This is a genomic window from Saccharothrix lopnurensis (assembly GCF_042658445.1).
Taxonomy (GTDB): domain Bacteria; phylum Actinomycetota; class Actinomycetes; order Mycobacteriales; family Pseudonocardiaceae; genus Actinosynnema; species Actinosynnema lopnurensis.
The window spans coordinates 70,709-94,973 of the sequence record NZ_JBHSQO010000017.1 but is presented as its reverse complement, the minus strand read 5'-3'; the positions used below and the strand labels follow the sequence as shown (position 1 = coordinate 94,973).

The window sequence follows — 24,265 nt, the reverse complement described above, 5'->3', positions numbered from 1 at the left end:
CTGTCTGTTACTGTTGGTATCAGTAACTCCGGGTAACAGCTACTTTGTCATCAGGGAGCCCCCACATGACCAGCGTCGACACCCAGGACCACGCGGGCGCGTCCGACCGCCAGGCCGTCGCGCGCCGGTTGCTGGACTCGTCCGAGGCCCTCTCCTACGACCCCGTCCACGAGGTCGACTGGGAGACCCCGCTCGACACCGACTTCCACGGCGCCAGCCCGGAGTGGAGCACCCTCTACGGGACGTCCTACTGGGACGAGATGACCCCGGAGCAGCAGCGCGAGCTGACCCGCCAGGAGGCGGCGTCGGTGGCGAGCACCGGGATCTGGTTCGAGATGATCCTCCAGCAGATGGTGCTGCGGGACTTCTACGCGAAGGACCCGACCGACCCGGCGTTCCAGTGGGCGCTGACCGAGATCGCCGACGAGTGCCGGCACTCGATCATGTTCGCCCGCGGCGCCGCGAAGCTGCGCGCCCCCGCGTACCGGCCGCGTCGCGTGGTGGTCGAGCTGGGGCGCGCGTTCAAGACCCTCGCCTCCGGCGAGGCGGCCTACGCGGCGATCCTGGTCGCCGAGGAGGTGCTCGACGTCATGCAGCGCGACTGGATGCGCGACGAGCGGGTGGTGCCCTTCGTGCGCACCATCAACAACATCCACGTGGTCGAGGAGTCCCGGCACATGAAGTTCGCCCGGGAGGAGACCCGGGAGCGGCTCCGCGGCGCGGGGTGGCTGCGCCGGCAGGTCAACGCGATCGTCGTGGCGGGCGCGTCCTACGCCATCGTCCGCAGCATGGTCAGCGACCAGGTCTACGCCACCGCCGGGTTGGACCGGGAGCGCGCCGTCCGCGAGGCCCGCGCCAACGAGCACCACCGGTCGATGCTGCGCTCCAGCTGCGCCGGCCTGATGGAGTTCCTGTCCTCGGCCGGCCTGCTGACCAGGGCCTCGACCTGGTTCTACCGGCGCGCGAACCTCATCTGACACCATGGCCTTCGCGATCACCCAGACCTGTTGCGGCGACGCGTCCTGCGTCGCGGTCTGCCCGGTCAACTGCATCCACCCGACGCCGGACGAGCCCGACTTCGGCACCGCGGAGATGCTCTACGTGGACCCGCGCACGTGCATCGACTGCGGCGCGTGCGCGGACGCGTGCCCGGTGGACGCGGTCTTCCCGGTCGACGCCCTGACCGGGCCGCTGAAGACCTACGCGAAGATCAACGCGGACCACTACGCGCACCGGGACCCGATCGAGGAGGCGGCCGACCCCGCGCCGAACTTCCACGCCTGGGGCCCGCCGGTGTTCCGCCGCACCGTCCCGGCCGACTTCGCGCCGCTGGACGTCGCGGTCGTGGGCACCGGCCCCGCCGGCATGTACGCCGTCGAGGACCTGCTGCTGCACACCAACGCCCGGGTCACCCTGATCGACCGGCTGCCCGTCGCGGGCGGCCTGGTCCGCTACGGCGTGGCGCCCGACCACCCGTCCACCAAGAGGATCGGCGAGGTGTTCGCGCGCTTCCACACCCACCCCCGGCTGCGCCTGCGGCTGGGCGTCGAGGTGGGCCGCGACGTCACCGCCGAGGAGCTGGCCGCGCGGCACGACGCGGTGGTCTACGCCGTCGGCGCGTCCGCGGCCCGCCCGCTGGGCGTCCCCGGCGAGGAGCTGCCCGGCAGCCTCGCCGCGACGACCGTCGTGGCCTGGTACAACGGCCACCCGGACGTGCCCGCGGACGCGGTCGACCTGTCCACCGGGCGCGTCGTCGTGGTCGGCACCGGCAACGTGGCGCTGGACGTCGCGCGCGTGCTGACCGCGGACCCGGCCGACCTGAAGGGCACCTCCACCGCCCCGCACGCCCTGGCCCGGCTCCGGTCGAGCGGGGTCCGCGAGGTCGTGCTCCTCGGGCGCCGCGGCCCGGACGCCGCCGCCTGCACCCGGCCCGAGCTGATCGCCCTGCTGGAGCGAGCCGGTGTCGAGGTGGTGGTCGACGCGCACGACGAGCGCACCGCCCGGACGATCGCGGCCGCCGCGCCGGCGGACAAGGCGGGCCTGCTCCAGGGCGTCGCCCGGGAGGTCGTGGACTGGTCCGCGCCGCCCCCGGCGGACCGGCGGCGCATCGTGCTCCGCTTCCACTCCGCGCCCGTGGCGGTCGTCGGGGACACCGGGGTGCGCGGCCTGCGCGTCACCGGTCCCGACGGCGAGGTGGAGATCCCCGCGGGCCGGGTCGTCCGGGCCGTCGGCTACCGGGGCACCCCGCTGCCCGGCCTGCCGTTCGACGAGGTCACCGGCACCGTCCCGCACCGCGCGGGCCGGGTCGAGGGCCTGGCCGGGACCTACGTCGTCGGTTGGGCCAAGCGCGGGCCCAGCGGCGGCATCGGCGCGAACAGGGCGTGCTCGCGGGAGACCGTCGGCTCGCTCATCGCGGACGCCGTCGCCGGCCGGCTGCCCACGCGCCGCCGGGGCCCGCTCCTGGCCGGGCTGGTCGGTCGCCTGCGCGGGCGGCCCTGAGGCGTTTGGCGGCACGGCGCGGAGGTACCTGCTGGTGGTGACGCGGGTGAGGCGAGCGGGAACGGGCTGGTGACGGCCCCGTCCGCGTGGTCGCCGCTGCGCCGCGCCACCTACCGCGCGCTGTGGCTGGCCCAGTTCGCGTCCAACATCGGCACCTGGGCCCAGACCGTCGGCGCGCAGTGGTTCATGGGCGACCTCGGCGGCAGCGAACTCCAGGTCGCGCTCGTGCAGGCGGCCACCACCCTGCCGGTGTTCCTGCTGGTGGTGCCGTCGGGGGCGATCGGGGACATCCTGGACCGGCGCCGGGTGCTGATCGCCGGCCAGGGCCTGATGCTGGTCGGCGCGGCGGCCCTGGTGGTGCTGGCCGGCAGCGGCGCGGCCACCCCGGCGACGCTGCTGGCGATGATCGCCCTGATGGGCGTGGGCCAGGCGCTGACCATGCCGTCCTTCCAGGCCGTCCAGCCCGAGCTGGTGCCGCGCGAGGAGATCCCGCAGGCGGCGCTGCTCAACGGCGTGAACATGAACGTCGGCCGCGCGATCGGGCCCGCCCTGGGCGGCGTGCTGATCGCGGCGGTCGGCCCCGAGGCGACGTTCGCGTTCAACGCCGTGTCGTTCCTGGGCGTGCTGCTGGTGCTGTGGCGGTGGCGGCGGCCGTCCGACCACCGCCCGCTGGGCGCCGAGCACGTGACCACCGCCGTGCGGACCGGCGCCCGGTACGTCCGCAGCTCGCCGCTGTTCGCCCGGGTGCTGGCCCGGTGCGTGCTGTTCGTGGTGTTCGGCAGCGGTCTGTGGGCGCTGCTGCCCGCGCTCGCCCGCGGCCCGCTGGGGCTCGACGCGGGCGGCTACGGGGTGCTGCTGGGCTGCGTCGGGCTCGGGGCGATCGGCGGGGCGTTCGCGGTGCCCCGCCTGCTGCGGCGGATCGGGAAGAACCCGCTGGTCACCCTGGCGACGTGCGCGTACGCGGCGGCCACCGCCCTGGCCGGGCTCACCGGGGTGGTCGCGGTGGCGGTGCCGGCGATGTTCGTCGTCGGCGCGGCGTGGATCGCGGTGCTGTCCACGCTCAACGCCACCGCCCAGGTGCTGCTCCCGGCGTGGACGCGGGCCCGCGCCCTGGCCTACTACCAGCTGATGCTCATGGGCGGGCAGGCGTTCGGCGCGGTGGTGTGGGGCGCGCTCGCCTCGGCCCTGGACGTGCGCGCCGCGCTGCTCGCCCCGGCCGTCGCGATGGTGCTCGTCGCGCTGGTCGCGGCGCGCCGGCTGCCGCTGACCGACCGCGTCCTGGACACCTCGCCCGCGAGCCTGTGGGACGCGCCGCCCGAGGTGGCGGACGCGGACGCCGACGCCGGGCCGGTGCTGGTGACCGTGCGGTGGCGCGTGGCGGGGGAGCGGGCGGCCGAGTTCGCGGAGGCGATGCGGAAGGTCGAGCGGTCCCGCCGGCGGACCGGCGCGACCCTGTGGGGCCTGTTCCGCGATTCCGAGGACCCCGGGCTGTTCCTGGAGACCTTCACCGTCGCCACCTGGCAGGAGCACCTGCGCCAGCACCTGGAGCGCGGCACCGGGGTGGACGTGGAGGTGGAGCGCGCCGCCCGCGCCCTCGCCGAGGGGGAACCGGTGGTCCGCCACCTGCTGTGGGCCCGGCCACCCCGCCCCTGATGCCGACCCGACCCCCGACCCCTTTCAGTCCACAGTGGACCAACGCGGGGCAGGGGCGGTGTCGGACGTCACATCCGGGGCGGGTACTGGTTCGCGCCGTACCCCCGGGGCGGCAGGGACTGGCCGCCCCCCTGCCGGAGCTGCCCGGCCTGGTCCTTGGACAGCTGGTTGGTGAAGCCGCAGAAGGTGCACTGCGTGGTGTACCGGCTCTTGACCGGGAACAGCGGGATGAAGAACAGCGTGAACTTCGTGACCGACCTGTGCAGGGGGTGTGCCGCCGGGTTGCCGCACCGGGGGCACAACAGGGTCATCATCGCCAGGACGAAGACCTTGGTCCGAAAACCGAAGATCACCACGTTCGTCGCACTCCTCGTCAACTCGTCCGACCCCCAGGGTCGCACAGGGCCGGGCGTGCCGCGGTCCGGCGCCGCGCGCATGGGATCGGCCGGCGCGGGGAAGACCATGCGTGAGGCGGGTCGTCCGGACCCGTCCGGCCACCCCGGCGCGGTTCGTGAGGGAGGCGATGTGGTGACCGATGGAGAACACCGGGACGAGCAGCTGCGGGTCCGGCGCGAGCACCGGGACGGCGCGGTCGTGGTGGAGGTGCGCGGCGAGGTGGACGGCACGTCCGTCACCCTGGTCCGCGACGAGCTGACCGCCGCCTTCCGCGAGGCGGGGTCCGGACCCGTGGTGATCGACCTGACCGGCGTGGGCTTCTTCGCCTCGATCGGCATGGCGCTGCTGGTGGAGCACCAGCGGCTCGGGGAGGTCCGGGGGACCCCGCTGCGCGTGGTGGCCCCGGCGCGCAGCCCCCTGCGCGCGCTGCGCGCCGCCCGGCTGGACCAGGTGCTCGACCTGTACCCGGACCTGGCGGCGGCCCTGGGCGCCCCCTCCTGAGCCGCCGCCACCGGACCGCCGCCCCGCCCCGCCACCTGCCCACCGGAAGCCGGGGTCACCCGTCCGGCACCGCCACCGGCGGCCCCGGTTCGGCGCGGGTCCGCTCGGCGCCCGGGAACACCGCCGCCGCGCCTTCGACGACCCCGGTGGCGTCGCCGGCGGCCGTCGCCACCGCGCCCCCGGCACTCCTCGCGCCCGGCTACCGCCGGTTCGGCAGGGGCACGGGCGACGGCGCGACCTCCTCCCGGTCCATGCCGTCGGGCAGGGACGCCCGGTAGATCGGCATCGCGGCGGCGGTGGTGACGATCGCCACCGCGACGAGGATCGCGAACAGCTCCGGCGTCACCATCCCGTGCGCGAGGCCGATGTTGATGAAGATCAGGATCATCAGCCCGCGCGCGTTCATCAACCCGCCGACCGCCGAGGCGTAGCGCCAGGAGAAGCCCTGGACGCGCACCACCGCGGCGCAGCCCAGGTACTTGCCGGCGAACGCGGCCGCCATGACCACCGCGAGCGGCAACCACAGCCCGCCGCCCGCGCCGAAGCCGGACACCTGCGTGTTCAGGCCGCTGAACGCGAAGAACACCGGCAGCAGCAGGATCGAGTTGAGGTCGGTGAGCCGGGTCTCCAGCTCCCGCCGCACCACCGCCGACTGCGGCATGGCCAGCCCGGTGATGAACCCGCCGAACACCGAGAACACGCCGATGTAGTCGGTGAACCAGCCCGCCAGCAGCACCACGAACAGCACCAGTGCCATCACGTCGCGGCTCATCCCGCCCGCCCGCTCCACCCGCTGCCCCAACCGCCCCAGCAGGGCGCGCCCCACAGTGAGCATCAGCAGCGCGAACACCGCCGCGCCCGCCACGGTGTCCAGCGCGTCGAGCGGGCTGCCCGCCGCACCGACGGCGATGATCACGGCCAGGATGACCCACGCCGCCGCGTCGTCGATCGCGGCCGCGACCAGGGTCAGGCCGCCGATGGGGGTGTTGGCGATCCCGCGCTCCTGGAGGATTCGGGCCAGCATCGGGAACGCCGTGATCGACAGCGCGCCGCCGACGAAGAGCATGAACACCCACAGGCTCGTCCCGGCGGGGCTCAGCGAGCCGAAGAACAGCGCCGCCGCGCCCGCGCCCAGCGCGAAGGTCGGCACGATGCCGGACACCGCGAGCACGGCGGCCCGCCGCATGTTCCGGCCGGCGGTCAGGCCGTGGTCGAGCGAGGACCCGACCAGGAACATGTAGAACGTCAGCCCGATGGTGCTCAGCACGTACAGGACGTCCCGCACGTCCGCGGGGAAGAGCTGGGCCTGCACGCCGGGCGCGACCGCGCCGAACAGGGCGGGGCCGAGCAGGACGCCGGCGACCATCTCGCCGACCACCCTGGGCTGCCGGACCGCCATGGCCAGGCGACCGCACAGGGTCGTCGCGGCCAGCACCGCCGCCAGCGCGGCGAACACGCGCAACGCGAACTCGATCTGGTTCACTCGGGGGTCTCCTGGGTGTGAGGCGGTCGGTGCGGCACCGGGCACCCCCGGTCGTCGCGGGTGTCGAAGTAGCGCTCGGCCAGGCGCAGCCTGCGGGCGTGCAGGACCATGACCGTGCCGAGCACGAGCTGGACCACGCTGCGCCACACGTCCTCCCACCGGTCCCGCAGGCGCAGGAGCGCGCCGAGCACGGCGAGGCGGCGAGGCGGCAGCGGCTCGCCCACCCGGACGAGCAGGCACGGGCCCCGGTTCGGCAGCGACCGGGTGTGGCCGGCGGTGGAGTGGAGCGTGACGCGCCGCAGCACCTCCCCGGTCGCGGCCCGCAGCGCCAGCGGCGAGAGCCGCCACGCCGGGCACGGCCGGTTGGCGGCGACCCCGAACGGGATGTGGTGCGCGGCGCGGGCCGGGACGCGGTCCCAGCGGTCGGGGTCGAACACCTCCGGCCGGTCGTGACCGGAGGCGTGGTAGTCGGGGTAGCTGAAGCACAGCACCGACCCGGCGGGCAGGGTGGTGCGCTCGTCGAGCGCGATGTCCCCGGTGGTGACGCGGTGCGCGATGCCGAACAGCGGGTAGAGCCGGAAGGTCTCGTCGAGCACGTGCGCGAAGTAGCGGTCGTCGTCGGGGTCGGCCGCGAGCCGGGCCGCCACCTCCGGGTGCTGGGCCAGCACGAGCAGCAGGTGGGCCATCGCCTCGGACATCTGCACCACGCCGGTGGTGAAGAGGGTGCCCTGGAGGTAGTGCACCCGCTCGGCGGGGGACAGGCTCGCGGGCAGCGGTCGCCGCACGTCGCCGGCCGCGACGCGCCGGGCGAGGTAGCGGGTCAGCCGGGCCCGCCGGGCGGGGTGGCGCAGGCCGGTGCACTTCAGCGCGCTCGCCACGTCGTCGGCGTGCCCGACGATCAGGTCCCGCGCCGCGCGGGGGCACGGCTCGCCGAACACCAGCTCGTAGAAGTACTCCGCCCACACCGGCGCCATCAGGTCGCGCAGCCGCACCAGGGTGGCCCGCCCGCCGGCCCGCTCGTCGAGCACCCGCCCGGCGCAGCGGGCCGCCGCGGCCGACAGCGCGTCGGCGGGCCCGGCCAGCAGGGCGCGGGTCGTGCGGGCCGCGTCGTCGTAGCGCGGGCCCTCCTCCAGGTGCTCCTGGTGCACCTCCGGGCCGGGGGAGAGCCAGTACCAGAACAGGTCCGAGAGCCCGGCGCCCCGGCTGCGGCCGTTCGCGGCGGGGTGGCCGTAGACCTCCAGGAACCGGTCGGGCCCGAACTCCGCGTTCGGGAACGTGATCGCGTGGTCCCCGTTGACCCCCTCGAACACCCTGCGGCGCAGGGCGACCACCCGCGCCGGCAGCCAGCGCGGCGCGGTCAGCACCGCCGCGGCCGCGAGCAACCCGGTCACCCACACCGCGCGGACACCCCCGTCCCCCGGGGCACCACCAAGTCCCGGGTGAGGTCGGCCGGGTCCCGGCCGCCGCACAGCGCCAGGACGTGGTCGAACTCGTCGCGCAGCAGGTCGAGCACCCGCGCCACCCCGGCCTCGCCGGCCGCGGCCAGGCCCCACAGCACCGGTCTGCCCACGCCGACGGCGGCCGCGCCGAGCGCGAGCGCCACGGCGACGTCACCGCCGCCCCGGACCCCGCCGTCGAGCAGCACCGGCACCCGGCCCGCGACCGCCTCGACCACCGCGGGCAGGGCGTCGACCGCCGCGGGCACCAGGTCGCACTGGCGGCCCCCGTGGTTGGACACGACGACCCCGGCCGCACCGTGCTCGACCGCGAGCACCGCGTCCCGGGGGTGGAGCACCCCCTTGAGCCACACCGGGAGCGACGTCAGCGCCCGCAGCCGGTCCAGGTCCGCCCACGACACCGCCGGCGACATCGCGATGTCCCGCGTGCCCCCGGGCGGACCACCCGGCAGGTCCCGCATGTTCTCCGCCGCGAGCCCCTCCGGCAGGTCGTGGAAGCCGTGCTCGGCGTCGCGGCGGTGCCGGCCGAACACCGGCGAGTCGGCGGTCACCACCAGGGCCGTGCAGCCGGCCCGCTCCGCCCGCCGCACCAGGCACGCCGTCACGTCGTGCTCGGGGTGCGGGTAGAGCTGGAACCACACCGCCGCGCCCGCGTCCACCTCCCGGGCCGCCGCCACCACCTCGGCGATCGCCACCGTCGAGGCCACCCCGGACACCAGCACCGTCCCCGCCGCCGCGGCCGCCCGCGCCGTGGCCAGCTCGCCGTCGGGGTGGGCCAGCCGGTGGAAGGCGGTCGGCGCGACCAGCACCGGCAGGGCGAGGCGCCCGCCGGGCAGGTCGACGGCCAGGTCACGGGTCGCCCGGCCGCGCAGCACCCGGGGCAGCAGGGCCAGCCGCCGGAAGGCCGCCTCGTTCTCGCCGAGCACGACCTCGTCCCCGACCCCGCCCGCGTAGTAGTCGTAGTGCGCCGGGTCGAGCACGGCGCGGGCCCGCTCGCGCAGCTCGGCGAGATCGCCGTGCACGGTGGGTCCGCCGCTCACGCCAGGGCCGCCGTTCGTGGAGAGGCCGCCGTTCGTGGAGAGGCCGCCGCCCGCGGTGGGGCCGCCGTTCACCGCGGGGCCGCCGCTCACGGCGCGTCCGCGGCGGTCGGCGCGAGCCGGTCGCGCAGGAACTCCAGCAGCGGCGCGCGGTGCACCTCCTCGCTGTCCCACTCGTTCTCCAGGTTCTCGGTGAGGTGGTGCTCGCCGAGCAGCTCGCCGGCGCGGAAGTGCCGCACCACCGGGTGCAGGTAGCGGCCGTCGAGCCCGCTGGTGTCCTGCTGGGAGGTGCGGCCCGCGGTGATGTCGAACGGGTTGACCCGGTCGTGGTCCGCGCCGTACTCCAGCGTCACCGCCAGGTAGGAGTCGACCTCGCCGAAGTCGCCCCGCCCGACCGCCTCGTGCAGGTGGTCCACCGGCACCTCCTCGGCGTAGCGGGTGGTCCCGTCCGGCCCGACCAGCACGGCGTCGGCCAGGAACGCGAACATCTGCCACAGCGCGGAGGTGCGGTTCACCCGCGCCACGACGGCGTCGACCACCGCCGCGGGGGTGGGGTCCAGGTCGAGGGTCGGCCAGGGCACGCCGTGGTAGCGGTGTTCGAGGACGCGGTGCAGCGCCCGCACCCCGTACCGGAAGCCGTGGATGAACCCGCTGGTCGACTTCTTGAAGTCCCGGGCCTGCGTGATGGTGCCGGCGAAGAACAGGTCGGGCACGTTCACCGACTCCCAGGCCGGGGTCTGGTCCGGGAAGCGGTCGTTGATGGTCAGCCGGGGCCGGCACTCCGGCGCGAAGATCGAGGCGTCGAAGCGGAACCCGGTCGCCAGGATCACCCGGTCGTAGCGGATCTCCTTCACCCGCTCGTCGACCCGCGCGAAGCTGACCGGCACCAGGAACCCGTCGCCGTCGGGCCGGACGGCCAGCACCCGCCCGTCCAGCACCGCGTTCTGCGACTTGAGCTGGTAGGTGTCGAGGAAGTTGTTGTTGACCGCGCGCAGGTGGCCGACGAAGTGGGTCTGCCACGCCAGCTTCAGCGAGCCGGGGCCCGCCACGTGGATGACCGCCGCGGTCTCGACGAGGTTGTCCGCGGTCTCGAACGCCGAGTTGCCGCGACCGATGATCAGCACCCGCTGCCCGGTGAAGTCGGCGGGGTCCACCGACACCTCGTCGTACCGCTCGGCGTGCTCCACCCCCTCGATCGGCGGCACGTGGGGCTTGGACACGCCGGTGGCGACGATGACCCGCCGCGCCCGGTAGGTGTTGCCGTCCTGGTCGTGCGCCACGAAGTCGTCCGGCCGGGTCACCGACACGACCCTGGTGCCGAAGCGGATCGGCAGGTCGTGCTTCGCGGCGAAGTCGCCCAGGTAGCGGACCATGTCCTCCGCGCTCGGGAAGTAGCGCGGCGTGTACCCGGTGAACAGCAGCGACGGCTCGTCGGACAGCAGCGAGTTCCAGTCGGTCCGCAGGTTCAGCTCGGGGTCGTCCCACCCGGTGTGCACCTTGTTGATGGAGATCAGGGTGCGGTGCCGGGGGAAGCGGGTGAAGAACGCGCCGGGCGCGTCCCCGGCGTCGAGCACCAGGTGGTCCCGCCCGGCCCGGGAGAGCAGGTAGGACGCCTGCAACCCCGCCGGGCCGGCCCCGATGACCAGGTACTCCGTCGAAACCTCGCTGGACACTGCTTTCTCCTCACGTCTGGGTGGACAGCAGGCGCTTGTCCGGCTTGCCGCTCGGGGCGAGCGGTGGTTCGGCGATCGCGGTCACGCGCGCCGGCGCGCACGCCGCGCCCAGCCGGTCGGTCACCAGCGCGCGCAGCGCCGCCGGGTCGGGCTCCCGGCCGGTGGTCGGCACCACGAACGCGTGCACCGCCTCGCCGGTGTCCTCGTCCGGCACCGCGACCACGTACGCCTCGGCGACGTCCGGGTGCTCGGCGAGCACCCGCTCGATCGGGCCGACGTGGTGCAGGTTCGCGTTGACGATCACCACGTCCCGGGTCCGCCCGGTCAGGTGGAGCCGGCCGTCCGGGTCGAACCGGCCCAGGTCGCGGGTGCGCACCCAGCCGCCGGTGAACACCTCGGCCGACCGTTCCGGGTCGGCCCAGTACGAACCGGCCTGGGCCGGGGTGCGGACGAACAGCTCCCCGTCGACCCCGACCGGGACCGGCGCGCCGCGCTCGTCGCGGACCTCCACGTCCACCGCCGGGGGCGGGACACCCACCGAACCCGGCGGGTCGGCGGGGCCGGCCATGGAGATCATCCCGGTCTCGGTCTGCCCGTAGCCGTGGAACACGACCGGGCCGAGCACCTCCAGCGCCTCGCGGTGCCGGGCGGCGGTCAGGGGCGACCCGGACACCACCAGCGCGCGCAGCGAGGACAGGTCGGCCGGATCGCGGCGCTGCGCGGCGACGAGCTTCGCCAGGCGCGGCACGGTGATCACGCTGGACGAGGCGCGGTGGCGGGTAATCGCGTCGGGCAGCTCGGGCCGATCGGCGACGACCACGGTGCCGCCGGCGACGACGGCCAGCACCGCGTACTCGAACACCACCTGGCTCGACAGCGTCCCGAACACCAGGTGGCGTTCGAGCCGGGGCGCCAGCTCGCGGATCACGGGCGGCCACTCGGCCGGTCGCGTGGCCCACGCCGCCGTCATCGCGGCGTAGGTCTGCGCGCACGCCTTGGGCATCCCCGTGCTGCCGCTGGTGTGGATCAGCCGGGCGACGTCCCCGGGCCGGCCGGCCGGGCGCGGCGGGCCGCCGTCGGCGCGGGTCGCGCACAGCGCGTCGACGGTGAGCGTGCGCGGGGCGTGGCGCTCGCCCGAGTCGGTGACCACTGCGGCGATGTCGAGGCCGAGGAGGTGGCGCAGCTGCGCGTCCGGCAGCCCCGGCCGCACGCCCACCACCCTGGCCCCCACCGCGTGGGCGGCCAGGACGACCGCGAACGCCTCCGGCGTGACCCCCAGCAGGAGGGCGACGCCGTCCCCCGGGCCGAGCCCCGCCTCCCGCAGCCCGGCCGCGATCCGCCCGACCAGGTCCAGCAGCTCCGCGCCGGTCACCGCGCGGGCGCCGTGCTCGACCACCGGCCGGTCCGCGGCGGCGGCGAGCGCGTCGAGCACCCGGCCCGGGAACGGCCCGGCGTCACGCGTCGGCAAGGCACTCCTTCACGAACGCCACGAGTGGCTGCCGGTGCACCTCGGGCAGGTCCCAGCGGTTCTCCAGGTTCTCCGCCAGGTGGTGGGTCGCGGTGAGCACACCGTCGCGGTGGTGGCGCACCACCGGGTGCAGGTAGCTCGCCTCGTGGGCGTTCTCCGCGTCGTTCTCCGCGACGCGCGGGACCGCGATGTCGAAGGGGTTCACCTGGTCGTGGTTCGGTCCGTACTCCAGCGTCACCACGAACCGGTGCTCGGCCGGGCCCAGCCCGCCGTCGGCGAGGTAGGCCACCGGGACCTCCTCCTGGTACCGCGCGGTGCCGCCGGAGACCGTCACCACGTCGCCCATGACCGCGAACTGCTGCCACAGCGCGGAGGACCGGTTCACCCTGGCCACCAGCGCGTCGCCGATCGCCTCCGGTGACGGGTCCAGCGCGGTCGAGGGCCACGGGACGCCGTGGTACCGGTCGGCGAGGACGCGGTGCAGGGCGCGGGCCCCGTAGCGGAAGCCGTGGATGAAGCCGCCGGTGGACTTCTTGAAGTCGCGCTGCTGGGTGAGCGTGCCCGCGAAGTACAGACCGGGCACCGTGGTCGACTCGAACGCGGACGTCTGCTCGGGGAACCGGTCGTCGATCACCAGCGCCGGGCGGCAGCCGTCGTCGAACACCGAGGCGTCGAACCCGAACCCGGTGCACGCGATGACCCGGTCGTACTCCAGCTCCTTCGGCGCCTGCGCCGCGCGGGCGTAGCGGAACAGCACCCGGAACCCGCCGCCGGGGCGGGGCTCGATCAGCTCGACCGAGCCGTCCAGGACCGCGTTCTCCGACTTGAGCTGGTAGGTGTCCAGGAAGTTGTTGTTCACCGCGCGCAGGTGCCCGACGTAGTGCGTCTGCCAGGCCAGCCGCACCGGGCTCGGGCCGGCCACGTGGATGACCGCCGCGTGCTCCACCAGCGAGTCGGCGGTCTCGAACCCCGAGTTGCCCTTGCCGAGGACGAGCACCCGCTGATCGGCGAACGACGCCGGGTCGGTGTCGAAGGTGTCGTAGCGCTCGGCGTGCTCGATGCCCGGGATCGGCGGCACGTGCAGCCGGGAGACCCCGGTCGCCACGACGAGCCGCGCCGACCGCCACGTCCGCCCGTCGCCGTCGACCACGACGAACCCGTCGGCGTCGAGGGAGATCCGGGTGACCTCCACGCCGTAGTGCGCCCGCACCCCGGTGGCCGCGGCGAAGTCGCCCAGGTAGCGGACCAGGTCGTCGGCGTGGGGGAAGTACCGGGGGCTGTAGCGGGTGAACAGCAGCTCCGGGTCGTCGGACAGCAGCGAGTTCCAGTCCACGCGCATCCGCTGCTCCGGGTCGGCGAACCCGGAGTGCACCTTGTTGATCGAGATCAGCGTGCGGTGCCTCGGGTAGCGGGTGAAGAACGTGCCCGGCCCGGCGCCGCGTTCGAGGACGGCGTAGTCGCGGCCGTCGCGCTCCAGCAGGGCGGCGAGCTGGAGCCCCGCGGGCCCGGCCCCGATGATCAGGTAGTCGTGCGCCATGGGCCAGGAAGCTACGGACGCGATCTCAGAACCCTCTGAGATCGGCCGCCTACGTTCCGTGTCGTGACCACGACCACCACCGGCGCCGTGACCGGCACCCCCGTGGACCTCGGCGCACCGCTGCGCGGTGCCGACCTCCAGCGTGCGGCATCCCCGCTCCCGGTGCTCGTCGGCCCCGCCGTCCGGGACCGGCTCGACCGCGGCCGCGAGTTCCTGCGCACCGTGCTCGCCGACGACGCGCGGCCCGTCTACGGCGCCAAGACCGGGTTCGGGGCCCTCATCGGCTTCGCCGGCCGCGCCGACGAGGCCGACCAGTGCGACAACACCCTGGCCCACCTCGGCGCGGGCCAGGGGCCCGACCTGCCCGCCGACATCGCCCGCGCCGCGCTGCTGGTGCGGACGTGGTCGCTGGCCCAGGGGCTCTCCGGGGTCTCGCCGCACGTCGTGGACGGCCTCGCCGCGATGTTCGCCACCACCTTCGTGCCGGCGATCCCCCGGTACGGCTCGGTCGGCGCGAGCGGCGACCTCATCCCGCTCGCCTACGCGACCCAGGCCCTGCGCGGCCGGGGCCACGCCTACGTCGACGGCGAGCGGTTGCCCGCCGACGAGGCCCTGCGCCGCACCGGGCTCACCCCGCTCACCCTCGACGGCCGCGACGCGCTGGCGCTCGTCAACGGCACCTCGGTCACGACCGCCGCCCTGGCCCTCGCGCTCGACGACGTGCGCGCCTCGCACCGCGCCGTGCAGGACCTCACCTGCCTGCTCGCGGACGTCCTCGGGTGCGACCCCGGTTTCCTCGACCCGCGCCTGATCACCGCGTACGGCCACCCCGGCGCGACCACCGTCGCCGACCACATGCGCGACGTGCTGGCCGGCACCGTCCCCAGCGGCGCCCGCTCCCTCCAGGAGCCCTACAGCATCCGGTGCTCCCCGCAGCTGATCGGCGCGGTCGAGGACGCGCTGCGCTACGTGGACGGCGTCGTGGCCGCCGACCTGGCCGGTGTCAGCGACAACCCGCTGTTCTTCCCCGAGGACGACCTCGTCGCGCACGGCGGCAACTTCTTCGGCCAGCCGGCCGCGATCGCCGCCGACGTGCTGGCCGCGGTCACCGCGTCGCTGGGCAACCTGGCCGAGCGGCAGCTGGACCTGCTCGTCGACCCGGTCCGCAACACCGGGCTGCCGCCGATGCTGGCGGCGGGTCCCGGGCAGCAGCACGGGCTCCAGGGCGTGCAGCTCGCCACGACCGCGTTCGTCGCCGAGATCCGCCGCGCCGCCCTGCCCGCCGGCACCCAGAGCCTGCCGACGAACCTGCACAACCAGGACGTCGTGCCGTTCGGCACCCAGGCCGCGCTGCGCGCCTACGACGTGGCCGGACTGCTCCGGCTGCTGTGCGGTTCGCTCGCGCTGGGGCTGCGGCAGGCCGTGCACGTGGGTGGCAGGCGGCCGACCGCGCCCCGGTGCGCCGCGCTGCTCGACGCGCTGGCCGACGCGATCCCGCCGGTCGACCCGGACCGCCCGCTGGACGCGGACGTCCGCCTCGCCGCCGACCTGGTCACCGGGTTCCGGTGCTGATCTCCGGTTCCGGGTCGGTCAGGCTCGGGGTGGGGCTGGGCCTGGAAGTGGGGGTGGGGGCGGTGACGGGCGCGGGGCCTGGTGCCAGGTCTCCGGGATCGGCCGCCGGCAGCCGCAGCGTGAAGCGGGCGCCCTGGCCCGGGTGCCCGGTCGCCTCGACCGTGCCCCCGTGGCCGGTCACCACCTCCCGCAGCAGCGCGAGCCCCAGCCCGAAGCGCAGCTCCGACCCGCCCGTCCCACCTGCCCCGCCCGTCCCACCTGCCCCGCCCGCCCCGCCCGCCCCGCCTACCCAACCCGCCCTGCCCGTCCAGCCCGCCTTGCCTACCCCACCTGCCCTGCTCGTCCAGCCCGCCTTGCCCGCCTTGCCCCCCTTGACCGCCCCACCCGCCCCCCGGTGGAACCGCTCGAACAGCCGATCCGCCTCGGCCTGGTCGAACCCCTCCCCGGTGTCCGAGACGGTCAGCTCGACGTGCCCGTCCCGCCCCCGCCCCAACCGCACGTCGATCCGCCCACCCGCCGGGGTGTGGCGCACCGCGTTCGCCAGCAGCTCGTCGACCGCGCGCCGCAACGCGGTCTCCACACCCGTCACCACCAGCGGCCCGGCGGGTCGCTCGACGGCCAGCGCGATCCGCCGTTCGCCGGCCCGCTCGCCCTCCGCCGCCACCGCGGCCTCCGCCAGCGCGGCCAGGTCGACGGCCCGGCCGTCGAGTCCGGCCGACTCGTCGCCCAACCGCGCCGACAGCAGCAGGTCGTCGACCACGTCCCCGAGCCCGCGGATCGAACCGGCGAGCTTGTCCAGGCCGGCGCGGTGGTCGTCGGGCAGGTGGGCCGCCGCGGCGCGGCGCACCAGCAGCTGCACCCGCGTGTGCGCCCGCGCGATCGGCGTCCGCAGCTCGTGGCTCGCGTCGGTGACGAACCGCCGCTGCCTGGCCAGCGCCTCCGCCAGCGGCGCGACCGCGCGCCGGCCCACCATCAGCCCTGTCACGACCGCCGCGACCAGACCGCAGAACTCCGCGATCGCCAGCGCCAGCAGCAGGTGCCGCCGGTCGGCGAGCTGGTAGCGGGTGTCGAACACCGCCTGCACCGCAGCGTCCTCGGCGCCCGGTCGCGTGAGCACCAGGTACCTGGTGCCGTTGCGGGTGACGGTGCGCTCGATCTCCCGGCGCGAGGCCCGCACCGCGTCGAGGTCGCCGCGCAGCGGGAACCCCCGGGGCACCCGCAGCACCCCGTCGTCGACCACGCCGCCCACGAGGGTGAACAGCCACGTGCAGCCCGGTGGTGTGGCCGGCGTCCCGTACGAGGCGCTGTACCGCAGCTCGCGCGCCACCTGCGCGTCCTGGGTGTGCGTCATGACGGCGTAGGCGATCCCGCCGACGAACGCGACCAGCACGGTGATCGCCAGGCCCACCAGCACGCCGACCCGCAGGCGCGTCCGCCGGAGCACCACGCGTTCCGCCTCGGCCCACGAACGGCTCACAACGCCCCCAAGCGGTAGCCGATCCCCGGCACGGTGTGCACCACCGAACGGTCGATCTTGTTCCGCAGGTAGTACACGTAGGTGTCCACAATGGACTGGGCGGGCGCGTCGTGGAACACCCGCCGCCGCAGCGAGGCCCGCGTGTGCACGGTGCCCGGGTGGGTCGCGAGCACCCGCAGCAGCGCGAACTCCCGGGCCGTGAGCGGCACCCGCCCGCCGTCGGGCAGCACCACCTCGCGCTGCCGGACGTCCAGGTGCCCGGCCCCGATCCGCAGCACGTCGGTCACCTCCAGCGCGCGCCGGCACAGCGCCCGCAGCCGCGCGCTCAGCTCGTCCAGGTCGAACGGCTTGACCAGGTAGTCGTCGGCGCCCGCGTCGAGCCCGTCGATCCGATCGTGCACGGTGCCCAGCGCGGTCAGCACCAGCGCCCGCGCCCGCACGGACCGCGCCCGCAGCCGCACCAGCAGGTCCAGCCCGTCCATGGCGGGCAACCCGCGGTCGATGACCACGACGTCGTAGGGGCGGGTGAGCCCGAGGTGCAGCCCGCGCTGTCCGTCCGTGGCCACGTCCACGGCGTAGCCCTCGTCGGTCAGGGCGCCGGAGAGCAACTCCACGAGCTCGTGGTCGTCCTCGACCAGGAGCAGTCGGAAGCGGTCGATCGGCGAGGTCCCGATGGCGCCCTGCACCCCATCAGAATCCCATTTCCCCGTGGTCCGTCAACGTGACGGACCACCTGCCCCCGGTGGTTGATCAGGGGGCGGCAACGCGGGTATCGCCGTTGCGCGACTACGCCTATCGGCCGTGCGACCGACAGGTGTCGGACAGTTTTTCCCGCTCACGAGACGTCCGGAGATCCGAAGATCCAGTGGATTCGCGACCGTCCCCGGTGGACCGAGGGCCGCATCGACAGCTCGGCGACAGCTTCGGCCACGGGTCCGGAGGGCGGAACTGGTGCGGTTCCTCGCACGGTTCCCGGCTCCGTGGTGTGGCGCGGCCCGTCCGACCGACGGCTGTTCGCGCACCGGCCGGCGTGGAGCCGGCACCGCCACCGCCGGGTCGGCCCACGCCGCCACCACGGTCACCGACCTCGGTCGACGCGATCGCCCGGCGCTCGGTGAACGTCACCGGGATCAACCGCGCCGGCATCGTGTCCGGCTCCGCGTCCTACGAGGACAGCGGCACCCGCGGGTGTCGGGCGACCCCCGCGGACCGAGCCGCGTGGTGCGCTGGCTCGTGGGCCGAACCGGTCGGGTGGCGGCCCGCATCGCCACCCCGACCCCGGCCCCCGGCCCGCACGGGCGCGGGTCAGCGGGCCGTCGCCGGTTCGAGCCGGGTGTTCGGGAACGACCCGTCGCCGAAGAGCAGGCGGGCGGCGGCGGCCCGGCCGAGCGGCGTGCGCAGCGCGGTGAAGGCCGCCTCGGTGGTGGCGGGGCCGCGCAGCCGGGAGAGGCCGCGGCGCAGCAGGAGCCGGAGGCGGAAGCGGGCGCGCAGGGCCCGCCCGTCGTAGTGGCGGAGCACCGAGGGGTCGCCGGTGCGCAGGTAGTCGGCGGTGACGGCGGCGGCCAGGTCCGCCATGCGCAGGCACGGGTCCAGGCCGCCCGCGGTCAGGGGTGAGACCGCGCCCGCCGCGTCGCCCACCAGCAGGCCGTCGGGGCAGGCGATCCGGCGCAGGACGCCGCCCACCGGGATGGGGCCGCCGCGGCGGTGGAGCGGGCCGGTCGGGGCCGGCGGGTCCGGGAACCCGGCGCGGAACTCGCGCAGCAGCCGGGGGAGCGGCGCGGCCAGCCGGTCGGGCAGCCCGGCCAGGCCGAGGTGCGCCTGCCGGCCGTCGTCGACGAGCCAGGCCAGGTAGCCGGGGGCCAGGCGGGGGTCCAGCACGCAGTGGAACGTCGGGGTCGAGGTGGTGGCGACCGGGAAAACCTCCTCGACGCCGGTGATCAGGTGCCGGTTGACGTCCAGGCCCAGTCGGCGGGCGACGGTCGAGCGGGCCCCGTCGGCGCCGATGGTGAAGCGCGCCTCGACGCCCCGCACGGGGTAGGGGGTGCCGAGTCGCACCCGCGCCCCCGCCCGTTCGGCCCGGGACCGGGCCTCCGCGTAGACGCCGGCCATGTCGGCCACCCGGAACTCGTCGCGGGGGCTGGTCAGCTCGACCGGCGCGCGCAGCGACGGCGGGTAGAGCAGGACGCGCCGCACGGCGGGGCCCAGGTGCCGCTCCGGCAGCGGGAAGTCCTCCAGCGTCCGCCGGACGAAGATGCCGGTGGTCCGGATGCCGACGTCCAGGTGGCGGCGGCGGTCGCACACGAGGACGTCCAGGCCCCGGGACGCCAGCAGTCGCGCCGTCTCCAGCCCGGCGAGCCCCGCGCCGACCACCACCACGTCCACGGTTTCCACAACGGCGCAACGTAGTGCGGCCGGCGCGGGAACGGCCCCGTCACCACCACACCTCCACCGGACCTCCACGGCTCCTCCACCGGAGCCGACGGGTTCAGGCGCCGACGGGTTCAGGCGCCGACGTAGGCCGCCAGGTGCTCGCCGGTGAGGGTGGAGCGGGCGGCGACCAGGTCGGCCGGGGTGCCCTCGAAGACGACGCGGCCGCCGTCGTGGCCGGCGCCGGGACCCAGGTCGATGATCCAGTCGGCGTGGGCCATGACCGCCTGGTGGTGCTCGACGACGATGACCGACTTGCCGGCGTCGACGAGCCGGTCCAGCAGGCCCAGCAGCTGCTCCACGTCGGCGAGGTGCAGGCCGGAGGTCGGCTCGTCCAGGACGTAGACGCCGCCCTTCTCGCCCATGTGGGTCGCCAGCTTGAGCCGCTGCCGCTCGCCGCCGGAGAGGGTGGTGAGCGGCTGGCCGAGGGTGAGGTAGCCCAGCCCGACGTCGACCAGCCTGGTGAGGACGGCGTGCGCGGCGGGGACGCGGGCCTCGCCGGCGCCGAAGAACTCCTCGGCCTCGCCCACCGACAGGGCGAGCACCTCGCTGATGTCGCGGCCGCCGAGGTGGTGGACGAGCACCGAGGAGTCGAACCGCCTGCCCTCGCACTCGTCGCAGGTGGTGGCGACGCCGGCCATCATCGCCAGGTCGGTGTGCACGACGCCCGCGCCGTTGCAGTTCGGGCAGGCGCCCTCGGAGTTGGCGCTGAACAGCGCCGGCTTCACGCCGTTGGCCTTGGCGAACGCCTTGCGGATCGGTTCGAGCAGACCGGTGTAGGTGGCCGGGTTGCTGCGCCGCGAGCCCTTGATGGGCGCCTGGTCGACCGGCACGACGCCCGCGGCGGCGGGGATGGAGCCGTGGACCAGCGAGCTCTTGCCGGAGCCCGCGACACCGGTGACCACGCAGAGCACCCCGAGCGGGACGTCCACGTCCACGTCGCGGAGGTTGTGCGTCGACGCGCCGCGGATCTCCAGCGCGCCGGTGGGCCGGCGCGCCGACGCCTTGAGGGAGGACCGGTCGTCGAAGTGGCGGCCGGTGGTGGTGTCGCTCGCCCGCAGCTCCTCCACCGTGCCCCGGAAGCAGATGGCGCCGCCCGCCGAGCCCGCGCCGGGACCGAGGTCGACGACGTGGTCGGCGATCGCGATGACCTCCGGCTTGTGCTCCACGACGAGCACCGTGTTGCCCTTGTCCCGCAGCCGCAGCAGCAGGTCGTTCATCCGCTGGATGTCGTGCGGGTGCAGGCCCGCGGTGGGCTCGTCGAAGACGTAGGTGGTGTCGGTGAGCGAGGAGCCCAGGTGGCGGATCATCTTCACGCGCTGCGCCTCGCCGCCCGACAGCGTGCCCGCCGGCCGCTCCAGCGAGAGGTAGCCCAGCCCGATCTCCACGAACGAGTCGAGGGTGCGACCCAGGGTGGTGAGCAGCGGGGCCACCGACGGCTCGGCCAGGCCGCGGACCCAGTCGGCCAGGTCGCTGATCTGCATCCGGCAGGCGTCGGCGATGCCGATCCCGCCGATCCGGGAGGAGCGGGCCTCCTCGCTGAGCCGCGTGCCGTCGCACTCCGGGCAGGTGCTGAAGGTGACCGCCCGGTCGACGAACGCCCGGACGTGCGGCTGCATCGCCTCCCGGTCCTTGGCCAGGAACGACTTCCGGATCCGGGGGATCAGCCCCTCGTAGGTGAGGTTGACGCCCTCGACCTTGACCTTGATCGGCTCGTGGTGCAGGAAGTCCCGCATCTCCTTCTCGGTGAACTCCCGGATCGGCTTGTTCGGGTCCAGCAGGCCCGACTCGGCGTAGGTCCGCACGGTCCACCAGCTGTCGGACTTCCAGCCGGGGATGGTGAACGCGCCCTCGGCGATCGACCTGGAGTCGTCGTAGAGCTGGCTCAGGTCGATGTCGGAGACCGCGCCCCGGCCCTCGCAGCGCGTGCACATGCCGCCGACGCGGGTGAACGTCGCCTTCACCGCCTTGGTGGCCGCGCCCCGCTCGACGGTGATCGCGCCGCTGGCCCGGACCGTGGCCACGTTGAAGGAGAACGCGTTGGGCGAGCCGATGTGCGGCCGCCCGAGCCGGCTGAACAGGATGCGCAGCATCGCGTTCGCGTCGGTGGCGGTGCCGACGGTGGAGCGGGGGTCGGCGCCCATCCGCTGCTGGTCGATGACGATCGCGGTGGTCAGCCCTTCGAGCACGTCCACGTCGGGCCGCGCCGGCGTCGGCATGAACCCCTGCACGAACGCGCTGTAGGTCTCGTTGATCATCCGCTGCGACTCGGCGGCGATGGTCCCGAACACCAGCGAGCTCTTGCCCGAGCCCGAGACGCCGGTGAACACCGTCAGCCTGCGCTTGGGGATCTCGACGCTGATGTCCTTGAGGTTGTTCACGCGCGCGCCGTGCACGCGGATCAGCTCGTGGCTGTCGGCGACGTGCCGCGCGGACGAGCGCGCGGACGACCGGGTGTCCGTCATGGAGGTCACCCTAGGTGCCGGTGGCCGGCCGGCGCTTCTCGGTTCCTGACCGATCGGCTGCCTGGTCGCGACGGCGGCCCGGTCGGCGGGCGCGGCGCGGGTCGTGGTGTCCGACACCGCGCCCGAACTCCTGGCCGCGGCCCGCGCGCCGGGTGCCGACGAGGTGCGCGACCTCGGCGCCGGCGACGTGCCGCACGTCACCCCCGGCGTCGACCGGGCAGCGCCGCGTCGGCGTAGCGGCGGGCCAGGTGCGCGCAGGCGTCCCCGAGCTCCGCCGGGCCGACGACCTCGAAGTCCGCGTCGAACCTGCCGACGGCGGCGGCCAGGCCGGACCACGACCACGAGCCCAGGACGAGCCGGCACCGGTCCGGGCCGAGCTCCTCGACGACCCCGTCCCGGGTGTGGCGGGACACGGCCGCGGCGGGCAGGTCGAGGATCACCTCGCCGCGGCAGGGCCAGTCGCCCGAGCCGTCCGAGCCCCGGAACCTGCCGGTGACGAAGGTGGCCACGTCACCGCCGGGCAGGTCGCGCGGGGTGAAGCGGGGACCGGTGGGCACGCGCGGGGTGATCCGGTCGGCGCGGAAGGTGCGCCAGTCCTCCCGGTCGAGGTCCCAGGCGACGAGGTACCAGCGCCCGCCCCGGGTGACGAGGTGGTGCGGCTGTGCCCGGCGCGGGGGCCGCGTGCCGTCGACGTCCGGGTCTCCCGGGGACGCGTAGTCGAAGCGCAGCACCTCGCGGGCCTGGACGGCGGCGCTGAGCGCCACGAGCACGGCGCCGTCGACCTGCGGTTCCGGTCGGGTCGCGGGCGGCTCGACGGCGGTGATCCGGAGGGTGTCGACGCGGTGGCGCAGCCGGGCGGGCATGACCTGCCGGACGGTGGCCAGCGCGCGGGCCGCGGCCTCCCCGAGGTCGGCGCCGGTCGTGGCGGCGACCTGGAGCGCGACGGCGAGCGCCACGGCCTGCTCGTCGTCGAACAGCAGCGGGGGCAGTTCCGCGCCGGCGTCGAGCCGGTACCCGCCGTCGGGACCCTTGGTGGCCACGACGGGGTAGCCGAGCTCGCGCAGGCGGTCGACGTCGCGGCGCACGGTGCGCGGGCTGATGTCCAGCCGCTGCGCCAGCAGCGCCCCAGGCCAGTCCCGGCGCGCCTGGAGGAGCGAGAGCAACGAGAGCAGTCGCGCTGAGGTCTTCGGCACGACCTCCATGATGCCGGGAGAAGAGGACAGGAGCTGACCGGTATCGGTGCGAGGGTGGCGCCGTGCCGAACACCACGACCACCCCGTCCACCGCGATCCCGACGCCGGGCGGGGGAACCCGGTGACGCTCCTGGACCGCCGGGCGCTCAACCGCGCGACGCTCGCCCGGCAGCTGCTGCTCGACCGCGCCGACCTGCCGGTCCTCGACGCCGTGGCGCACCTGTGCGGGTTGCAGGCGCAGGAGCCGCAGGAGCCGTTCGTGGGGCTGTGGTCGCGGTTGCGCGGGTTCGACCCTCGGGTGCTCTCGGACCTGCTGACCGGGCGGCGGGTGGTGCGGACCCACCTCATGCGCCGGACCGTGCACCTCCTCGCCGCCGAGGACGTCCTGGCGTGGCGGGCACGCCACGACGCCATGCTGCGGCAGCGGGTGCTGGGGGTCTACCGCCGCGAGCTGGACGGGGTGGACCTGGAGGAGCTGGCGGCGGCGGGCCGGGAGGTGATGGCCGACGGTCGGCCCCGCTCGATGGGCGAGCTGGCCCGCGAGGTGGCCGAGCGTTGGCCGGGGGTGGGGACGCGGGCGCTGGGGGAGGTGCTGGTGGCGGCCCTGATCCCGGTGGTGCAGCTGCCGCCGCGCGGGGTGTGGCGCGCCAAGGGGGGTGTGCGCAACGCCCTGCTCTCCTCGTGGTTGGGGCGCGAGGTCGACCCGCCGGCCGGGGATGGTCGCGATCCGGGCGGCGTGGGGCCGGGCGGCGTTGGTCCGGCCGGCGCGGGGTTGGGAGGCGCGGGGTTGGGCGGGGCAGTCCCGGCCGGCGCGGGCTCGGGTGGCGCGGGCTCGGGTGGCGCGGGCTCGGCCGGGCGCCACCCGGCCGGCGCGGGCCCGGCTGCCGGAGATCCGACCGGCACCGACCCGGTCGGCCGCGAGCTGGTGCGCCGCTACCTCGCCGCCTTCGGCCCCGCCGCGACCGCCGACCTGCGCGCCTGGTGCGGCCTGACCGGGCTGCCCACCGCGGTGGCCGCCGTCCGCGAGGAGCTGGTCCGCTTCCGCGACGAGCGCGGCCGGGAGCTGCTGGACCTGCCCGACGCCCCTCGCCCCGACCCCGACACCCCCGCCCCGGTCCGGTTCCTGCCCGCCTTCGACAACGCGATCCTGGGCTACCACGACCGCGACCGGATCATCGACCACGCCCACCGCGGCCTCTCCGTCGCCGGCCACCGCGTCGTCCTGGTCGACGGCCGGGTCTCCGCGACCTGGACCACCGAGGCGGGCACCGTGGTCGTCACGCCGCTGCACCCCCTGCCCCGAACCGACCGCACCGCCGTCGCCGACCAGGGGCGGGAACTGGCGCTGTTCCTGACCGACGGCGACAGCGACCGCGTCCGGATCGCCACCACCTAGCGGGGCCGTCCAGGGGTGTGCATCAGGTCCC

General features: G+C 75.3%; 18 protein-coding genes. 6 read left to right on the top strand and 12 right to left on the bottom strand.

Going from position 1 to position 24,265, the window contains the following annotated elements; genetic code table 11:
• Window positions 1–65 precede the first annotated feature (65 nt).
• The 3 genes from ACFP3R_RS18660 (at window position 66) to ACFP3R_RS18650 (ending at window position 4,152) form a co-directional block, all read left to right on the top strand.
• Complete coding sequence (locus tag ACFP3R_RS18660; RefSeq protein ID WP_380637502.1) at window positions 66–977, top strand: AurF N-oxygenase family protein; 912 nt, start codon at window positions 66–68, stop codon at window positions 975–977.
• A gap of 4 nt (window positions 978–981) precedes the next feature.
• Window positions 982–2,499 (top strand): FAD-dependent oxidoreductase, encoded by a 1,518-nt coding sequence (locus tag ACFP3R_RS18655; RefSeq protein WP_380637501.1) that lies wholly within the window; start codon window positions 982–984, stop codon window positions 2,497–2,499.
• Between the two features lie 69 nt (window positions 2,500–2,568).
• The gene (locus tag ACFP3R_RS18650) at window positions 2,569–4,152 is read left to right on the top strand and encodes an MFS transporter (protein WP_380637500.1); all 1,584 of its coding nucleotides are present in this window, start codon (window positions 2,569–2,571) and stop codon (window positions 4,150–4,152) included.
• Window positions 4,153–4,220: 68 nt separating this feature from the next.
• Here ACFP3R_RS18650 and ACFP3R_RS18645 read toward each other — a convergent pair whose 3' ends face one another.
• Entirely contained in the window at window positions 4,221–4,505 is a 285-nt protein-coding gene (locus ACFP3R_RS18645; RefSeq protein WP_380637499.1) for a zinc-ribbon domain-containing protein, read from the bottom strand.
• A 175-nt stretch (window positions 4,506–4,680) separates the two neighbouring features.
• Between ACFP3R_RS18645 and ACFP3R_RS18640 the strand changes: the two genes are divergently transcribed.
• Window positions 4,681–5,049 carry an STAS domain-containing protein gene (locus ACFP3R_RS18640; RefSeq protein WP_380637498.1) on the top strand — a complete coding sequence of 123 codons (369 nt, stop codon included), beginning with the start codon at window positions 4,681–4,683 and terminating at the stop codon, window positions 5,047–5,049.
• Window positions 5,050–5,248: 199 nt separating this feature from the next.
• On the opposite strand, the gene ACFP3R_RS18635 is transcribed toward ACFP3R_RS18640, so the two are convergent.
• From ACFP3R_RS18635 to ACFP3R_RS18610, 6 genes are read right to left on the bottom strand one after another with little or no spacing between them, the layout of a single operon-like run.
• The gene (locus ACFP3R_RS18635) at window positions 5,249–6,532 is read right to left on the bottom strand and encodes a cation:proton antiporter (protein ID WP_380637497.1); all 1,284 of its coding nucleotides are present in this window, start codon (window positions 6,530–6,532) and stop codon (window positions 5,249–5,251) included.
• Complete coding sequence (locus tag ACFP3R_RS18630; RefSeq protein WP_380637496.1) at window positions 6,529–7,923, bottom strand: cytochrome P450; 1,395 nt, start codon at window positions 7,921–7,923, stop codon at window positions 6,529–6,531. Before ACFP3R_RS18630 ends, ACFP3R_RS18635 begins: the two co-directional genes overlap by 4 nt.
• Window positions 7,920–9,119, bottom strand: a complete 1,200-nt coding sequence (locus tag ACFP3R_RS18625; protein ID WP_380637495.1) for an alpha-hydroxy acid oxidase — start codon at window positions 9,117–9,119, stop codon at window positions 7,920–7,922. The genes ACFP3R_RS18630 and ACFP3R_RS18625 overlap by 4 nt, the downstream gene beginning before the upstream one ends.
• Window positions 9,116–10,699 carry an NAD(P)-binding domain-containing protein gene (locus ACFP3R_RS18620; protein ID WP_380637494.1) on the bottom strand — a complete coding sequence of 528 codons (1,584 nt, stop codon included), beginning with the start codon at window positions 10,697–10,699 and terminating at the stop codon, window positions 9,116–9,118. Before ACFP3R_RS18620 ends, ACFP3R_RS18625 begins: the two co-directional genes overlap by 4 nt.
• Before the next feature lie 10 nt (window positions 10,700–10,709).
• Entirely contained in the window at window positions 10,710–12,167 is a 1,458-nt protein-coding gene (locus ACFP3R_RS18615) for a class I adenylate-forming enzyme family protein (RefSeq protein WP_380637493.1), read from the bottom strand.
• Window positions 12,154–13,704, bottom strand: coding sequence for an NAD(P)-binding domain-containing protein (locus ACFP3R_RS18610; RefSeq protein ID WP_380637492.1), 1,551 nt, complete (start codon window positions 13,702–13,704; stop codon window positions 12,154–12,156). Before ACFP3R_RS18610 ends, ACFP3R_RS18615 begins: the two co-directional genes overlap by 14 nt.
• 63 nt (window positions 13,705–13,767) lie before the next feature.
• Between ACFP3R_RS18610 and ACFP3R_RS18605 the strand changes: the two genes are divergently transcribed.
• Complete coding sequence (locus ACFP3R_RS18605) at window positions 13,768–15,276, top strand: aromatic amino acid ammonia-lyase (protein WP_380637491.1); 1,509 nt, start codon at window positions 13,768–13,770, stop codon at window positions 15,274–15,276.
• On the opposite strand, the gene ACFP3R_RS18600 is transcribed toward ACFP3R_RS18605, so the two are convergent.
• The 5 genes from ACFP3R_RS18600 to ACFP3R_RS18580 form a co-directional block, all read right to left on the bottom strand.
• Complete coding sequence (locus tag ACFP3R_RS18600; protein WP_380637490.1) at window positions 15,257–16,753, bottom strand: sensor histidine kinase; 1,497 nt, start codon at window positions 16,751–16,753, stop codon at window positions 15,257–15,259. The two genes, ACFP3R_RS18605 and ACFP3R_RS18600, sit on opposite strands and share 20 nt — an antisense overlap.
• Complete coding sequence (locus ACFP3R_RS18595; RefSeq protein ID WP_380637543.1) at window positions 16,750–17,397, bottom strand: response regulator transcription factor; 648 nt, start codon at window positions 17,395–17,397, stop codon at window positions 16,750–16,752. The genes ACFP3R_RS18600 and ACFP3R_RS18595 overlap by 4 nt, the downstream gene beginning before the upstream one ends.
• A gap of 661 nt (window positions 17,398–18,058) precedes the next feature.
• Window positions 18,059–19,144 (bottom strand): NAD(P)/FAD-dependent oxidoreductase, encoded by a 1,086-nt coding sequence (locus ACFP3R_RS18590; protein WP_380637489.1) that lies wholly within the window; start codon window positions 19,142–19,144, stop codon window positions 18,059–18,061.
• 110 nt (window positions 19,145–19,254) lie between these two features.
• A complete protein-coding gene (locus ACFP3R_RS18585; RefSeq protein WP_380637488.1) occupies window positions 19,255–21,645 on the bottom strand; it encodes an ATP-binding cassette domain-containing protein in 2,391 nt (796 codons plus the stop codon).
• A 197-nt stretch (window positions 21,646–21,842) separates the two neighbouring features.
• Window positions 21,843–22,838 (bottom strand): helix-turn-helix transcriptional regulator, encoded by a 996-nt coding sequence (locus ACFP3R_RS18580; protein WP_380637487.1) that lies wholly within the window; start codon window positions 22,836–22,838, stop codon window positions 21,843–21,845.
• Between the two features lie 121 nt (window positions 22,839–22,959).
• Here ACFP3R_RS18580 and ACFP3R_RS18575 point away from each other — a divergent pair, with 121 nt between their 5' ends.
• The gene (locus ACFP3R_RS18575) at window positions 22,960–24,234 is read left to right on the top strand and encodes a winged helix DNA-binding domain-containing protein (protein WP_380637486.1); all 1,275 of its coding nucleotides are present in this window, start codon (window positions 22,960–22,962) and stop codon (window positions 24,232–24,234) included.
• Window positions 24,235–24,265 lie beyond the last annotated feature (31 nt).

What these genes read in the sequence shown, in the direction of transcription:
- ACFP3R_RS18660 (WP_380637502.1), top strand. Translation starts at nt 66, where the DNA reads ATGACCAGCGTCGACACCCAGGACCACGCGGGCGCGTCCGACCGCCAG.
- ACFP3R_RS18655 (WP_380637501.1), top strand. Translation starts at nt 982, where the DNA reads ATGGCCTTCGCGATCACCCAGACCTGTTGCGGCGACGCGTCCTGCGTC.
- ACFP3R_RS18610 (WP_380637492.1), bottom strand. Translation starts at nt 13,704, where the DNA reads ATGGCGCACGACTACCTGATCATCGGGGCCGGGCCCGCGGGGCTCCAG.
- ACFP3R_RS18585 (WP_380637488.1), bottom strand. Translation starts at nt 21,645, where the DNA reads ATGACGGACACCCGGTCGTCCGCGCGCTCGTCCGCGCGGCACGTCGCC.